We start from the raw sequence: 15461 nt of genomic DNA, 5'->3' as shown, positions 1-15461 counted from the left end.
AAACGGTTGTGACGACGGGACGGTTCGGAACCGGTACGCTCGTGGACGCGCTCGAACCGCGTCCCGGCTACACTCGTTCGCGCGGTCCGGCTACTCGTCAGCCACCCGCGCCAGCGCGCCCGCGAGGACCTCCGTCGCCGCGGCACAGTCCGCCCAGTCGGTCCACTCGCGCGGACTGTGCGAGATCCCGTCCTGCGAGGGGGCGAACAGCAGGGCGGAGTCCGCAACCGCCGCCACCCGCATCGCGTCGTGGGCGGCGCCGGAGTGGAGATCGACCGCGGTCAGTCCCGCCGCCTCGGCCGCCGCGTGCGCCGCGTCGAGGAACCTGTCGCTCATCGGCGTCGGCGTCACGCTGAAGGGTCGCTCGAAGGCAGTCTCGACGCCGCGCTCGCGTTCAAGCCGGGCGAGCGACTCGCGCGCGGCGGCGACAATGGTCTCCATCGATTCGGTCTCGACGTCTCGCACGTCGACGCCGGCCTCGACGCGACCGGGGACGACGTTGGTCGCGTTCGGCGAGACGGACAGCGATCCCACCGTCCCGACCGCGGAGTCGCTGTCGGTCGCGACGACATCGTTCGCGGCCGCCTCCACGTCGAGCACGAACTCGCTCGCGGCCGCGAGCGCGTCGGTCCGGTCCTCCATCGCCGTCGCGCCGGCGTGGTTCGCCTCCCCCTCGATCGTCGCCTCGCAGTGGGTGATCCCGGTGATCGTCGTCACCACGCCGGCGTCGGCGCCCACATCCTCCAAGACCGTGTCCTGCTCGATGTGCATCTCGTAGAACGCCGCCCATGACGCCGGATCGATCTCGTCGTCGCCGCGGTAGCCGATCCGGTCGAGCACCTCGCCCAGCGTCTCTCCCGCGTCGTTTTCGAGCGCGAGCGCCTCGTCGAGGTCGATCGCTCCGGTCGCGACGCTCGACCCGAGCAGCCCGTTCCCGAACGTCGCGCCCTCCTCCTCGGTGAAGCTCACGACCGCGACCGGGCGCGCCGGCTCGACGCCCGCGTCCTGCATCGCGCGCACCGCTTCCAGCGCCGCGTACACCCCCAGGGGGCCGTCGAAGATCCCGCCCTCGGGGACGCTGTCAAGGTGGCTGCCGCTCGCGACGGGCGCCGCGTCGGGGTCGGCCGAGTCGGGGGTCCACGTCCCGACGAGGTTGCCCACGGCGTCAACGGCGACGTCGAGACCGGCGTCGTCGAATCGATCGACCAGCCGATCGCGAGCCTGCCCGTTCGCTTCGGTCCCGGTCCGGTTCGTCCGTCCGCGCTCCTCGGGATCGTCGGACGCGATCCGTCCGAACTCGGCGTTCGCCTCCAGGTTCGCCCGGAGGCGGTCGGCGTCGACTGAGAGGTCCATGTACGGATAGAGAGGCCACAGCTCAAAACGGTTCGCGGTCAAGTCGCCCGACGCTCCCGGATTGACATCCTCCCCGCGCTGAAGCGCGAGGATTCCCACGGCACCGCACCGCTGGGTTGGGATGGTTACGGTTTGTAGCGACCACATTGGGCGGCTACTGGCTGTGCCAATCAGCCGTTACTCCTATCCCGGCATGGGATTCGGAGATACTTTTGTTGACTGCACCCGATTCCGACACAGAAGGGGTGCCTTCTGCTTGGAACCGTCGAATCCCGATATTGTCCGATTGATTGGGCGGGCAGGCCGCCTCGGTTTATCGTTAAGACAACAAGCGGCTAATTAAATCCTTGCAATGTCGGATTCATCCCCGCGCTGAAGCGCGAGGCTTTCTCCTTGATTCTCCGTAACCAAAGACACCTATTTTTCCGCCGAGTCGTCGGGGACGATGTCCCCGATACTACAAGGAGGAGGCGGCGCGCTCGTCCTCCTGTTCGGCCTCCTCACACTGCTCGTGCAGCTCGCCATCATCGTCTGGATCTACTCCGACGCCCAACAGCGGAGCGACCAGCCCGCATTTCTGTGGGCGATCGTCGCCTTTCTCGCACCGCTTCTGGGGCTCGTGTTGTACCTCATCATCGGCCGCCGATAGGCAGCCGCTCACTTGAAAATGCTGAACCCGAGTGGGTGAAAGCCGTCGCCAGCCGGCCTACCGCACGTGTCGACCGGCGAGATCCCACAGCCGGTCGGCGATCGCGTCGTCGAGCGCGTCGCGACGGACGCGCCACTCCCAGTTGCCATTGAGGGTTCCCGGCTCGTTGAACCGCGATTCGCTCCCGAGCCCGAGCAGATCTTGGACCGTCGTCATCGCCAGCACCGCCTCCGAGGCCCACACCTCGTCGATGATCTCCCACTCCGGTGGGCGGTCGCCGTCGGCGCCGACGTTGTACCGGAAGCAGTCGCGCTGGCGCTCTGGCAGACCCTCGAAGTAGCCGACCCACGTGTCCGTGTCGTGGGTCGACGTGTAGCCGACGACCCCCTCGGGGTAGTGCATCGGCTGGTACTGGTTCCCCTCCGCACACCAGTCGGCGTACTGCGGAACGCGCATCCCGGGGAAGCCGAACTCCACCATCAGCTCGTCCATCGCCGGCTCCTCGAACCCGAGGTCCTCGGCGATGAAGGGCGCCTGCCCCAGCTCGCGCTCTACAGTCTCAAACAGGTCGCGTCCCGGCCCCTCACACCACTCACCGGCGGCCGGGTCGTCGGCGTCGGCGGGGATCGCCCAGTACTTCACGAACCCGAGGAAGTGGTCGAGTCGGGCCACGTCGGCGAGTTCGAACAGTCGCCGGAACCGGGCGATCCACCAGTCGTAGTCGCGCTCGGCAAGCCGATCCCAGTCGTAGACGGGGTTCCCCCAGCGCTGCCCGTCGTCGCCCGGGTTCGGCGGGACGCCCGCGACGACCGCGGGGCGGTTCCCCTCGTCGAGCCGGAACGCCTCGGGGTTCGCCCACACGTCCGCGGAGTCGAGCGCGACGTAGATGGGCACGTCGCCGACGATCGACACGCCCTCGTCGGCGGCGACCGCCCGAAGGTCGCGCCACTGCCGGTCGAACATCCACTGGAGGAACTCTCCGAACCGAACCTCGGTCGCGTGGCGCTCGCGGGCTTCGTCGAGCGCCTCGGGCTCTCGGGTCCGGAGCGGGTCGGGCCACTCGACCCACGTGTCATCGTCTCTCTCGCCAGACATCGCCCGGAACAGCGCGTAGTCGTCGAGCCACGGCTCGCGCTCGCGGAATGCGTCGAACTCGGAGTGAGCCTTCCCGGCCTCGGCCTCATCGAACCGCTCGAAGGCGGTCCGCAACAGCGGCTGTTTGTACTCGCGGACCGCGTCGTAGTCGACCCGATCCTCTGGAAAGTCGGGAATCGGTTCGAGGTCCGACTCGTCAAGCCAGCCGTCATCGACGAGCCCGTCGAGGTCGATCAGGAGAGGATTGCCGGCGAACGCGGAGGGCGATTGGTACGGGGACTCCCCGGCGGCGCCCATTGTCGGCCCGAGCGGGCAGACCTGCCAGTGGCCGATGTCGGCGTCGCCGAGAAACGAGAGGAACGCCTTCGCCCCGTCGCCGAGGTCGCCGATACCGTGTCTCCCCGGGAGCGAGGTGACGTGACAGAACACGCCGCTGGAGCGATCGAGTCGCATGCGTCCCCCTGCAACCCCCAGCGACTCAAGCGTTGTGTCCACGAACTCTCGAGGAACGGGTCATCGATCGTCTGGTCGACCGGCTCAGCGCCCCTCGACCCGGGCGACCGCCACGTCGTCGACGCGAATTCGTTCGGTCCCATCGCCGTCGACAACCACGCAGGGATCGCCCGACACGAGGTCCCGATCGGCGTGGTCGACGCCGACCGAGACGCTCGCGGGTTCGGGTGCGAAGTTGAGGACGACGACGAGCTCTTCGTCCTCGTCGCTCCGACGGAACGCCACCACGTCGTCGGGGTGAACGTCGCCGCTGGCGACGATCGGTCGCTCCGAGACGTCACCGCTGGCGACGTGGTACCCTACTCGGTCGAGGTCGCCCTCGGGTCCGAGCGCCGGGTGAGCCTCGCGAACCGCGATCAGCCGCTCGTAGCGGTCGCGGACTCCTTCGCGGGCGTGATCCCACGCGATCGCGTCGCGCCGGCCGCGCTGGCCGATCTCCTGACCGGCGTAGATCATCGGCACGCCGGGCAACGTGAATATCGCCGCCCCCGCCGCGGCCGCGGCGGCGTCGCCGCACTCGACGCGGTAGCGCGTCTCGTCGTGATTCTCAATGTACTGGAGGAACTCGGCGTGGTCCGGGAAGCCGATCTCGGCGCGCTGGTCGATCGCGTCCAAAAGCGACATGGCGGGGTCGACGCCCCGGCCGATCTGGCGGAGCTGGAAGTACAGCGTCGCGTCGAAGTGAACGTCGAACATCCCCTCGTGGAAGCCGGGGATGTACGGAATCGTCTCGTCCATCAACAGGAACTCCCGGTCGATGTCCTTCACCCGGTCGCGAAGCTCGCGCCAGAAGGAGTCCGGCACGGCCCACGCCATGTCGCACCGGAATCCGTCCACGAGCGGGGCCCACTCGTCGACCACGTCGAGGAGGAATCGCCGAACCTCGAGGTTCGAGTGGTTCAGGTTCGCGATCAGCTCCCAGTCGAAGTACGTCCCCGGCTCGCCCGACTCTTGCCACTCGTAGCGGTCGCGGTACGGGGAGTCCGGATTCTGGTAGGCGTCCTCGAACCACTCGTGGTCGCGCGCGGTGTGATTGGCGACGAAGTCGAACAGCACCCGCATCCCGTGGTCGTGGGCCGTCTCGACCAGCGCCTCGTAGTCGTCGCGCTCGCCGAGGTCCTCGGCCACGTCGAAGAAGTCGGTGATGTTGTAGCCGTGCGGCTTCCCGTCGTGCTGGAGGACCGGCGTGAGCCACAGCGTGTCGACGCCGAGTTCCGCAATCGCCGGGATCCGGTCGGCGATCGAGCCGAACGTCTCCCCTTTCCCCTCGTCGGCGAACGTCCGGACGTACACCTCGTAGACGGTTGCGTCGTGCGTCCACGTCGGCGGGTCGTTAAGCCGAACCGTCTCGAAGGCGGGGCGTGTCGGGCCGCCGATGCGTCCGTCATCGCCGTTGTTCCGATCGCTCGTTTTGTCGCCCTCGTCGTGCCTGCCCACGCCGCCGTCGCTTCGATCGACCGCGACCGCGTCGGCGACGCTAACCCGCGGCTCCTGCCCCGGCTCCGCCGCGACCGCGACCCCGTGGACCCGAAGTCGATCCGCGACCGCGGCCGCGGGCACGCGAAGCTCCCGCCCGTCGTCGCTCGTCCGGAGCGCGTCACGTGGGTTCCTCCGCCCCTCTGCGACCGCGCTCTCGACGTCGCGGTCGTCGACGATGAACGTCACTCGTAGGTCGCCCGCGCCGAGCGAGGAATGGGGATTCGGTGTCGGTGTCGCTCGGACGACGATTTCGGGCTTGCCAGTCCCGTCGCTGCTCTTCTCGTCGCTGCTCTTCTCGTCGCTGCCCTTCTCGTCACCGCCCTCCTCGTCCCCGTCGGTCTCCCCTAACTCCACGCTCGCGTCCAGACGCATTCGCGGCCGCCCCACGCCCCCATCGCCGCGGGGCTCGGCGTAGTCGACCGGGGCGTTGCCAGCGGTGCGGTCGCGGATCTCCGTCCCGCTTCCGCCCTCGACGTCGACACCCTCGTAGCTCGACGGGAACGCGTGGACCGTCAGCCGGTGATCACCGTCGGGGGCGTCGAGCCCGATCCAGTAGCGTCCGGGTACGTCTGGGGTGAACTCGGTCACCGGGTCGGTTCCGACCGTCGCTTCACTGTCTGGCGGCGCGTCGACAACGCGCCACTCGTAGGATCCGTTCGGGTCCGGATCTCGCGGTGCAAGCTCCGTGGTCTCGCCGGTCGCGAGGAATCGCGGGGGTCCGGGATGATGCATGTCTGCCCCATCGGCACCCGGGGTCTTCGTTGTTGCTCCTCTGTGGACGGTCACCGATCGCTCGCACTCGTGGGCCGTTCTCAGCGGCTTCGCGCAGTAGTCCACAGACCGCCTCGTTCGTCAAGGCTTTCACCTCGGGAATCGCAGGGAACCCATGCGACTGCGAACCGCTCTCACGGAACACGAACGTCGGCGCGGCGAGCGCTACCCGGCGGAGCGCCCGACGACCGCCGGCGCGTTCACGGGCGACGACGGTCGGCTGGTCCACGTCGGACCGAACGGGACCGTCCACGACTGTTCGTACTCCCTGTCTGGGGTCGGTGGCGCCGACCGACTCCGCATGGGGATCACGGCCGGGCGGGGGGTCCGCTGGCTCGACGACCTGACCACGACCCGCCAGCACTACGACGGCGATACGCCGCTCGTCGAAACGGAGTATGACGCCGGCCGCTACACCGTCCACCAGTTCGACCTGGTCGTGAGCGACACCCACCTCACCCACGTCGAGCTGCGCGGTGCCCCGCCAGCGGACGCGGAACTCGTCGCGGCCTGCGCGTTCTCGCCGGACATGGTCGAGGGCCGCGTCGGTAACCTCGTCCACGAGGAGGCCGGCCCCCAGTCCGGAAGCGTCGTCGAGGTGTACCATCGGACCGAACACGACTTTCTCACGGCCTCTACGGGACTGTCGGCCGCCCACGGTCAGCGGCTCCGCACTGTCTCCGAACTGCTCGGCGAGAGCGGCGAGGGGTTCCCGCACCGCGGCGAGATCGACCAACGCGAGGATTCTCGGCTCACCCCCGACGTGGTCGTCCGCGCGCCGTTCGAGCGCGACGGCCGGACCGAGCGCGTCACGCTTGCGAGCCGCGCCGTCCTCGACAGGCGGGAGACCCGAGAGACAGTCGATGACGCCAAGGACGCGATTTCGGACGGTCCGGACCGTCAGCGCCGCATTGAAGAGCTGTCGCGGATCGCGACCGCGTACCCCGACGCCGACGACCTCCGCGAGGCCGCCGAGGGTCGTGGTCCGACCGTCCCCGACGACGTGCCGCGGCGGTCGGTGGTCGCGGGTGACCTCCGCGCGCTCGACCTACTCACTGCCGAGTCCGGTGCGCGGATCGCCGCCCCGGAGTTCGACCCCTTCTACTCCACGTCCGGCGGCTACGGCTACACGTGGTTCCGCGACGAGGCGGAGACGTCGCTGGCCCTGCTCGGCGCGAGCGACGAGCTCGGCTTGGACGCCGACGAGGAGCTGCTCGCGACGGCCTCCTTCTTCTGTCGCACGCAGGACGCGGACGGCTCGTGGCCCCACCGGGTGTGGGCCGACTCCGGCAAGGTCGCGCCCGGCTGGGCGAACGCCCGAATCGAGGGTGCGAACGCCACCGCCGGCCCGAACGATCAGCTGGATCAGCCCGCGTCCGTCGTCGCCTTCCTCGCCCGACTCCGCCGAACCACGGACCTCCCCCCTGAGTGGCGCGATCGTGTCGACGACACAATCGCGGACGCTATCGATTTCCTCCGCGAGACGACCGAGCCGGACGGGCTCCCCCGCCGGTGTCAGAACTGCTGGGAGAACGCGCTCGGCCGGTTTACTCACACCGGCGCGACCTACCTCCGCGCGTTCGCTGCCGTGGCGCGCGCGCCGCTCCCCGATGATGTGCGGGCCGACGCCGCCGACGCGGCCGACGCCGCCCTTGCGGGCCTAAACGGTCGGTGGAACCCGGACACGGAGCGATTCCCCCAGCGGGCGAGCGCTGAGAGCCGCGATGACCGCTCGGACGCGAGCACGTTCGCGCTTGCGAGCGCCGCGACCGAGTACGCCGCGTTGCGCGACGAGCGCAACGAGATCGGTGCCGACGGCGGTTCGACTCCCGAGATCGACACCACACCGGCTGCGGCCGACGTCGACTTCGACGCGTTCCTCGACCGTGTGACGACGCACGTGTTGACGACGATCGGCGAGCTACGCCGCGAGACGGCCGACGTGGAGGGGCTCGTTCGGTTCTGGGGCGACGACTGGCGCACCGCGGAGCAGGGCGCCGCGAAGGTGTGGTCGATCGCGACGCTGTGGGGAGCGACGGCCGCCGCCGAACTGGGCGGGCTCATCCGCGAGCGAGACGGGGACGCAGCCGACCTCTTCAGCGCCGCGCGCGACCTCTACGCGCTGTGTGAGCCCGACGGGCCGTTCGTCAACGACGCCGGGCTCATCGCCGAACAGGCGTTCGACGACGGCGACCTCGACGGTGCGACCCCGATCGCGTGGTCGCACGCCCTCCGGATCGACGCGACGGTGACCCTCGCGAGACACGGGGCGCTCCCGGTCCCGCACGACGAGCCGCGGGGGCCGGACGAGGCACCCCACTGGACGACCGGCCGGAAGTTCGGCGTCGGGACGCCGGCCGACCACAAGGCCGCCGACCCGGTCCCGGTCTGGTTCACGCTGACCGAGGGTGCGCTCACCGAGGCGCGGTTCCCCCGGATCGACGTGATGAACGTCCGGACGTTCGACTTCCTCGTCGCCGACCCGGAGACGGGGTACACGGTCCGGACCTTCGACGAGACGAGCCACGTGACGGCGACGGAGACGGTCGAGCGGACCACGGAGCCCACCGTCGACGACGCCCTCGCGTACACGCAGACGATCTGCGAGACTGGCGATGGCCACGGCCACAGCTGGACGCTCACCGTCGAGTACGCGGTCGATACCGACGGCGACGCGATCCTCGCCGACGTGGCGTTCGAGGGGAGCCGCGAGTACGACGTGTACGCCTTAGTCGACACGACGATCACGAACGTCGGATCGAACGACCGCGGCGACCGCGTCGATGACTCGGACGGCTACCACCTCCTCGCGCGCAACAACGACGCCGCCGAGCGCAGCACGGGGAAGCTCGTCGACGACGACGGCGACTCCTTCGAGGTCGCGCTCGCGATTGACAGCGACGACGGTTTCGAGTGGGCGAGCGTGCTCGCGGCGGGCAGCGACAAGGCGGGTGCACTGTTCGCCGACGGCGACCGGGGCGAGGGGACCGAGACGGCCACCGGCAACGTCGTACTCGCCGGACTCGTGGGGAGCGGTACCGAGGTGTCGGACGCGGTCGCGCTCGGGTTCGCCGAGAACGCCGACACCGCCGCCGCCCTCGGAGAGGCTCGCGGCGCCATCTCCCGCGGCTTCGCGGACATCTCCGAGTCGTACGTCGAGACGTGGCGCGAGTGGCTCGCCGACCGGAAGTTCCCCGCTTCCGTGACCGGCGACGCAGACCTAGAGACGCAGTACCGGTTCGCGCTGATGACGCTTGCGGCCGTCGAGGACAAACGGCACGACGGCGCCGGGATCGCCAGCCCGTCGGTACCGTGGGGCGAGACCGAGTACGCCGCCGAAGACCGAGGCTACGGCTACAACTTCGTCTGGTCGCGCGACCTCTATCAGGTGTTCACCGCGCTGATCGAGGTTGGCGAGGTCGAACGCGGTGCCGACGCGCTCGCGTACCTGTACAACACCCAGCAGGACGACGACGGGTTCCTCCCGCAGAACACCTACATCGACGGTCGTACTCGGTGGGGCGGCGAGCAGATGGACAACATCGCGTTCCCGTCGGTGATGGCGTGGCAACTGTACGAACACGGGATCTCGCCCGGCGACACCGACTACACCTACGATCAGGTCCGTCGCTCGCTCGGCTATATCGCCGCCAACGGCCCGGAGACGGCTCAGGAGCGCTGGGAGGAGGAGGCCGGCTTTTCGCCGTCGAGCATCGCCGCCGAGATCGCGGGGCTCTGTTGTGGCGCCGCGCTTGCGGTCGCCGAGGCCGATCGGATCGAGGCCGGAAACGCCGGTTCCGGATCCGGACCGGACGCTGACTCCGACTCACTCCGTGCCGACGCCCTCGCGTGGCTCGCGCTCGCGGACGACTGGACGACCCGCGTCGAGGAATGGTGCGCGACGGCCACAGGTACCGAGCGGCACGCCGAGACGCCGTACTACCTCCGGGTCACCGCCGACGGCGACCCCGAGTCCGGGCGCCCCCGGACGATCGCCAACGACGGCCCCACCTACGACGAGCGGGAGATCGTTGACGGCGGCTTCCTCGAACTGGTCCGACTCGGCGTGAAGCCCGCCGACGACGACGTGGTCCGCAACTCCGTGTCGGTCGTCGACGATTCGATCCGCGTCGACACCCCGTACGGTCCCGCGTGGTACCGGTACGTCGGCGACGCGTACGGCGAACTGGCGCGCAGCGATCCGGGCGGCCCGTGGGCCGGCACCGGTGACGGCCGCGGTCGGCTGTGGCCGATCTTCACCGGCGAGCGCGGCGAGTACGAACTACGCGCTCGCGCCGACGGCCCAGACGCCTTTGGCGGTACCGACGAGGACGCCCTCGAACCCGACGCTCTCTTGGAGACGATGGCCGGGTTCGGCAACTCCGGACGGATGCTCCCCGAGCAGGTGTGGGACCGTGAGCATCCGACCAACTACGGCTGGGAGTTCGGCGAGGGAACCGGGGGGGCCACCCCGCTCGCGTGGTCGATGGCGGGGTTCATCCGGCTCGCTCACGGGGTCGAGGCCGGCGAACCCGTCGAGACGCCGACGGTCGTCCGCGACCGCTACGTCGAGCGCGACCGCTCGGCGACGCCCGACCTCGACGCGACCGCGGAGTACGTCAACAACCATCTCGTCGTCGCCGGCGAGACCACCGCCGACGTGGTCGCGGTGTACACGCCGGACGAATCTGCGCTCGTGACGGTCGAGGACGGGGAGTACGAGTTCCGCCTCGACGCGGCGCTCGATGCGAAGACGGTCGTCGTCGCCGCCGCGAACACCGACGGCGGCGCGGACGATACGGCGGCCGACGCGGGCGATGAGGCGACCGATACCGACGCGATCCTCGACGAGTTCTCAGGTGCCGGCACGGCTGTTAAGCGGCTTCGGGTGTAGCTGAGAGCGGGTTTCTTTTAAAACGATCCGAGAGAGCAGTCACCCGAGCGCAACCACGTCAACCTCGACGGTCGACCGGTCGCCGGCGTCGAGTTCGACGGCGTCGACCACCGACTCTCGAACCGCCTCGCGCCACGATTCGACGGCTTCGGTGTGTTGCTTCCGACGAGCTTCTAGGTCGGCGTCCGGGTCGTTCGCCATCGTCTCGTCGACCTCCGGGTATGGTGGGACATCGACAACGAGATCTCGCGGATCGACGTGTATCGGGGCTGGATCGCCGTCGGAGCCTTCCTCGTCGTCCGCATTCGTGACTGCTTCCGGAGACGAACCCGATCCGCCTGGCCCGAGGTTGTGCAGGCGGGCGCGCATCCGCCCCGAAAAGGGCGGGGTCACGCGGAGCACGACCTCGCGATCGCTTCGGAGGGTCGCCTCCAGCGCGGTCGACACGTCGTCGCGGTGGACCGCGATCGACCGGATCCGGCCCGGATCGTCGGACGCGGCCGAGTCGTCGTCAGTCATCGCCTTCCGACCACTCCACGTCCGAGAGGGTGCGCTGGACCGCCTCTTCGCCGACCGCGCCGGCGAGGTGCTCGAACCCGGCGCGGACGCCGCGGTCTTTCGCGTTCGCCACGAGCCGCGAGACGATGAACTCCGGCGTCGACTTCCCGACGGTACCGAACCGCGGCTGGTAGTCGACGCGGAGGTCCAAGTCGTTCGTGAGTCCCTCGGCGAAGATACCGTCGATCCGGGCGGCCTCGGGCAGCGGGCTCAAGTCCTCCGCGAGGTGCGTGACGTACACGCCGAGGGCGCCGCGGTCCACGGTGAGCGTCACGAGCCCGTTCAGCAGGTTGGCGGCTCGGCCCGGCTCCGTGATCGCCTCGAACTCGTCGACGAGCATCAGCGTCCGCCCGTCCTCGACCAGCGGCGGGACGACCGACTTCAGCGTCGACTCCAACACACCGGCGTTGAAGGAGGCGTGCCGTCGGTGGAACACGATCCGATCGAACGCACCGACCTCCGCCTCCTCGGCCGGCACCGGAAGCCCCATCGACGCCAGCAGTGCCACCGCACACAGCGTCTCCAACAGGGTGGTTTTCCCGCCCGAGTTCGCCCCCGTGAGGACGCTCACGCGGTCGCCGGTCGGCGGCGCGTCGACGCTCGCGACGCCGGGTTCGCCCGCAAGCGAGTGTGAGCCGATCGCGTACGACACCGGCTGGACCTCGCCGTCGATGAAGAGGTTGCGAGCGTTTCGCACCGCGACGCCGTCGTCGACGAGGGTCGGTCGAGTCAGATCGTACGCGACCGCGAACCGCGCGAGCGACAGCAGGAACGCGGCGTCGGAGACGGCCGCGACCGCGCCGGCGACGGTTCCGGTCGCCGCTTCGTCAGCTTCGTCATCTTTCTCACCTTTGTCTCCCTCATCCCCAACTCGCATCCCGCCGATCCGCTCGCGGATGTCGGCCGCGACGGTCTCCTCGCGCTCCGCGACCGCCGCCTCCAGTTCCGTCACCAGATCGCGGAGCGTGGCGGAGACGAAGTCGGCGGCGTCGATCGCGTCGTCCGGCGCGACCGAGCGCACCGTCGCCGGATCGACGCCGGTCTCGCGAGCGACGTGGTCGATCGTCGCTGCCTCCAGCGCCTCGAAGTCGCGCAGGGAGCCGTCCCGAACCGTATCAAGCACGTCGAACGCGGAGTTCGCCAGCTCCTCCGCCGCGTCGAACTGCTCACGCAGGCGGTCAAGCTCGTCGTCCGCACCGCGCGCGACCTCGATCTCGCCGTCGCCGTCGACGCCCGTCGGGTCGATCGCACCCCGCACGTCGGCGAGGGCGTCGGCGGCGTCGCGCAGGCTGTCGCCATCCAGCGCCCCGATATCCTCGAAGGGCGTCTCCGTGAGACCCACATCGCGCAGCGCGACCGCGGTCTCGACGGCCGCCAGATCGGAGCCCTCGGCCGCGTCGTAGTCGTCGAACGCGGCGACGACGCGGTCGCGCTCGCCGTCGTCGAGTGCTGCCCACGCGTCGCGAGCGGCGACCACCTCATCGAGCCGCGACTCAATCGCGCTCCGCTCGGTGAGGGGCGTCAACACCCGGATTCGGTCGGCGGCGTGGTCCGTCAGCGCGTGGCCGGCCGCTACCGTGAGGAGGTCGTCGTACACCGAGCGTGCGTCGCCAGTCGCGAGGACACCCATGCCGGCCTCGCCGTTCGCGCGGCGGAGGATCCGGGTGGCTCGCCCGCGGTGGAGCCCGGCGTCGACGAGCGCCCGGACGTCGGCCGCCTCGATCGCCTCGATCGCCCGCTCGGTCCCGAGCGACTCCGTGAGCCGCTCGCTCGTCTTCGGGCCGATCCCCCAGTAGTCCTCCAGTCGCATACGGGGTACTGTCCCTCCGGCGTCTTGGCGTTTTCGTCCCTCTCGGCGACGTCTCGACGGGCTCCACTCGCCCCGACGGTCTCGCACTCGGTCGTCCCGATGCGTGACGGCTCCTCAGTCGGCGGACGCCGGCGACTCGGCGTCCGACCGCGCCTCTCGCAGGTAGCCCTGGAGATAGGCGCCGAGGAACATCCCGGCGACGCCGTAGAGGATTACGGCGTTCCCGATGCCGAGACTCGCGTACGCAGCACCCGGGCAGATCCCCGAGAGCCCCCATCCCACGCCGAAGATCCCGCCGCCGACTATCACGTCTCGGTCCATCGACTTGAGCCGTCGCCCGAACCGCTTCCCGGTGAGCGGCGCGCTCCGGCCCGACCGCGAGAGCGCCCAGAACGTGACGCCGGCAACGGCGCTCGCGCCGCCCATCACGAACACCAGCCCGAAGTCCCGAAACTGGAGGAACTCCAAGACGATCTCGGGACGGGCCATCTGGCTGACCGCGAGCCCGACGCCGAACACCGCGCCGCCGACGAAGACGAGCGGCAGAAACAGCGGGTGGCTCTCGTGGTCGGCGATCACGCCGACGCCGCTCATGGCGTCACCCCCAGCGCCATGACGAGCTGTGCGACGCCGACGGCGACGAGCACGAAGATAGCGACGTTGACGATCGAGGTCCGCGAGCCCGAGCCGACTCCGCAGACGCCGTGTCCGGAGGTACATCCTTTCCCGAGTCGCGTGCCGACGCCGACGAGGGCCCCGCCGACGAACAGCCGCCAGGGCTGCACCTCGGTGGTCCAGCCGAACTCGCCGGTCGCCAGCGAGTAGCCGGCCGCGCCGGCGACGATGCCCAGGGTGAACACCACTCGCCAATCGCGGGACGCCACGAACTTCGGCTGCTGAAAGTGGCGGAGCTTCGAGCCATACGAGAGCGTCGATTCGAGGAACGTGCTCGCCCCGGCGTGGATTCCGGTGCCGACGTAGATGATTACTGTCCCGAGCCCGATGAGGATCCCCCCGATCAGGTACTGCGCGATCCCTCGCGGGAACAGGGTCTCAATGAGCGGTAGCGCTTCGTTCATACCCTTCGTGCGCGCCCGAGACGGGTAATTTCTACGCCCCCCTCCTCATCTTGCGGCCTTGGGGATTCGGACGTTCGCAGTCGTTACCGCGACTGGCGATAGATGAGGTTCCGCTGGATGTCGTTCGCGCCCTCGTAGATCACCGGGATGCGCACGTCGCGGTAGACGCGGGCGATCCGGCGGTCGGTGAGGATCGAGCGCCCGCCGTGGAGTTTCATCCCCTTCTCGGCGCAGTCGGTGGCGACCTCGGTCGACTTGGTCTTCGCCAGCGCGGCCCAGTAGCCCGCGTTGTCGTTGTCCGCGACCTTCTCGCAGGCGCGCCAGTTGAGCGCGCGAGCCGACTCGAAGCCGATTCGCATGTCCGAGAGGGTGTGTTGGACCGCCTGGAACTCGTTGACGGTGCGGCCGAAGGCGTTGCGCCCGTGGACGAATTCCTCGGCCTCCTCGATGGCGGCCGCGGCGAGCCCGAGCCCGTGGCCGCCGACGATGACGCGGCCGTGATTGAAGAAGTCGGCGAGGACGTAGAAGCCGCCGCCCTCGCTGCCGACGACGTTCTCCTCGGGGACGAAGCAGTCCTCGAAGACGATGTGGCCCTGTTTGGAGGCGCGCATCCCCATCTTCTCCGGGATATGCTCCGCCTCGTAGCCGTCCGAATCGGTTTCGACGATGAACAGCGTGTAGTTGGAGTAGCGGTCCTCGCTGTCGCCGGTCTTGGCGTAGACGGTGAGCCAGTCGGCCTCGACCGCGTTGCCGACCCAGTACTTCTCGCCGGTGAGCTCGTAGCCGCCGTCGACCTTCTCGGCTTTCGTCGTCATCCCCGCGAGGTCGGAGCCGGTCTCCGGCTCAGAGACGGCGAGCCCCGAAATCTGGTCGTTCTCCGCGACCGGTCGGAGGTACTCTTCCTTCTGTTCGTCGGTGCCGTACTGCTCGACCATCTCGCAGCCGAAGCTCGCCAACTGGAGCGTGAGCGCGATGCCGGCGTCGGCGCGGTAGAACTCCTCCGCGATCGCGAGCACCTGTGCGAGGTCGAACCCCTTCCCACCGTATTCCTCGCCGATGTCCTGGGCGATGAGCCCGGCGTCCATCCCCGCCTCCAGTACCTCCCACGGGTACTCGCCCGAGTCGTAGTACGCCTCGGCGTTCGGGGCGATGTACTCGTCGGCGAACTCGCGGGCCTCCCTCTTCACGTCTCTCGCGCGCTCCGGAACGATGCTGTCGTCGAGCAGATCCATGTCTCGTCTGTGGACCCCGTGGTCAAAA

10 protein-coding genes are annotated in these 15461 nt (G+C 69.3%); 2 read left to right on the top strand and 8 right to left on the bottom strand.

The window, feature by feature from the left end:
- Positions 1-90 precede the first annotated feature (90 nt).
- The gene (locus HLAC_RS07455; RefSeq protein ID WP_049933694.1) at positions 91-1353 is read right to left on the bottom strand and encodes a Zn-dependent hydrolase; all 1263 of its coding nucleotides are present in this window, start codon (positions 1351-1353) and stop codon (positions 91-93) included.
- 445 nt (positions 1354-1798) lie between these two features.
- On the opposite strand from HLAC_RS07455, the gene HLAC_RS07450 reads away from it, so the two are divergent.
- Positions 1799-2002, top strand: coding sequence for a PLDc N-terminal domain-containing protein (locus tag HLAC_RS07450; RefSeq protein WP_015910235.1), 204 nt, complete (start codon positions 1799-1801; stop codon positions 2000-2002).
- A gap of 57 nt (positions 2003-2059) precedes the next feature.
- On the opposite strand, the gene malQ is transcribed toward HLAC_RS07450, so the two are convergent.
- Together malQ and malA are read right to left on the bottom strand one after the other, a co-directional pair.
- Complete coding sequence (gene malQ / locus HLAC_RS07445; protein ID WP_015910234.1) at positions 2060-3550, bottom strand: 4-alpha-glucanotransferase; 1491 nt, start codon at positions 3548-3550, stop codon at positions 2060-2062.
- Between the two features lie 84 nt (positions 3551-3634).
- The gene (gene malA / locus HLAC_RS07440) at positions 3635-5821 is read right to left on the bottom strand and encodes an alpha-amylase MalA (RefSeq protein ID WP_015910233.1); all 2187 of its coding nucleotides are present in this window, start codon (positions 5819-5821) and stop codon (positions 3635-3637) included.
- Between the two features lie 154 nt (positions 5822-5975).
- Between malA and HLAC_RS07435 the strand changes: the two genes are divergently transcribed.
- Positions 5976-10754: a DUF7997 domain-containing protein gene (locus HLAC_RS07435; RefSeq protein ID WP_015910232.1), complete on the top strand. Its 4779-nt coding sequence runs from the start codon at positions 5976-5978 to the stop codon at positions 10752-10754.
- 39 nt (positions 10755-10793) lie between these two features.
- Here HLAC_RS07435 and HLAC_RS07430 read toward each other — a convergent pair whose 3' ends face one another.
- The 5 genes from HLAC_RS07430 to HLAC_RS07410 all read right to left on the bottom strand — a co-directional run bounded on the left by HLAC_RS07430 (position 10794) and on the right by HLAC_RS07410 (position 15433).
- Positions 10794-11273 carry a DUF8009 family protein gene (locus HLAC_RS07430; protein ID WP_015910231.1) on the bottom strand — a complete coding sequence of 160 codons (480 nt, stop codon included), beginning with the start codon at positions 11271-11273 and terminating at the stop codon, positions 10794-10796.
- On the bottom strand, positions 11266-13122 hold the full coding sequence (locus HLAC_RS07425) for a MutS-related protein (RefSeq protein ID WP_015910230.1): 1857 nt from the start codon (positions 13120-13122) through the stop codon (positions 11266-11268). Before HLAC_RS07425 ends, HLAC_RS07430 begins: the two co-directional genes overlap by 8 nt.
- Positions 13123-13236: 114 nt before the next feature.
- Positions 13237-13701 (bottom strand): DUF6691 family protein, encoded by a 465-nt coding sequence (locus tag HLAC_RS07420; RefSeq protein WP_049933693.1) that lies wholly within the window; start codon positions 13699-13701, stop codon positions 13237-13239.
- Positions 13702-13712: 11 nt separating this feature from the next.
- Positions 13713-14201, bottom strand: a complete 489-nt coding sequence (locus tag HLAC_RS07415; RefSeq protein WP_015910228.1) for a YeeE/YedE family protein — start codon at positions 14199-14201, stop codon at positions 13713-13715.
- Positions 14202-14284: 83 nt separating this feature from the next.
- Complete coding sequence (locus tag HLAC_RS07410) at positions 14285-15433, bottom strand: acyl-CoA dehydrogenase family protein (protein WP_015910227.1); 1149 nt, start codon at positions 15431-15433, stop codon at positions 14285-14287.
- Positions 15434-15461 lie beyond the last annotated feature (28 nt).

This window comes from Halorubrum lacusprofundi ATCC 49239, assembly GCF_000022205.1.
Classification (GTDB): Archaea; Halobacteriota; Halobacteria; order Halobacteriales; family Haloferacaceae; genus Halorubrum; species Halorubrum lacusprofundi.
Note: the sequence above shows the minus strand (reverse complement) of the source record. Positions and strands in the feature narration are given on the sequence as shown.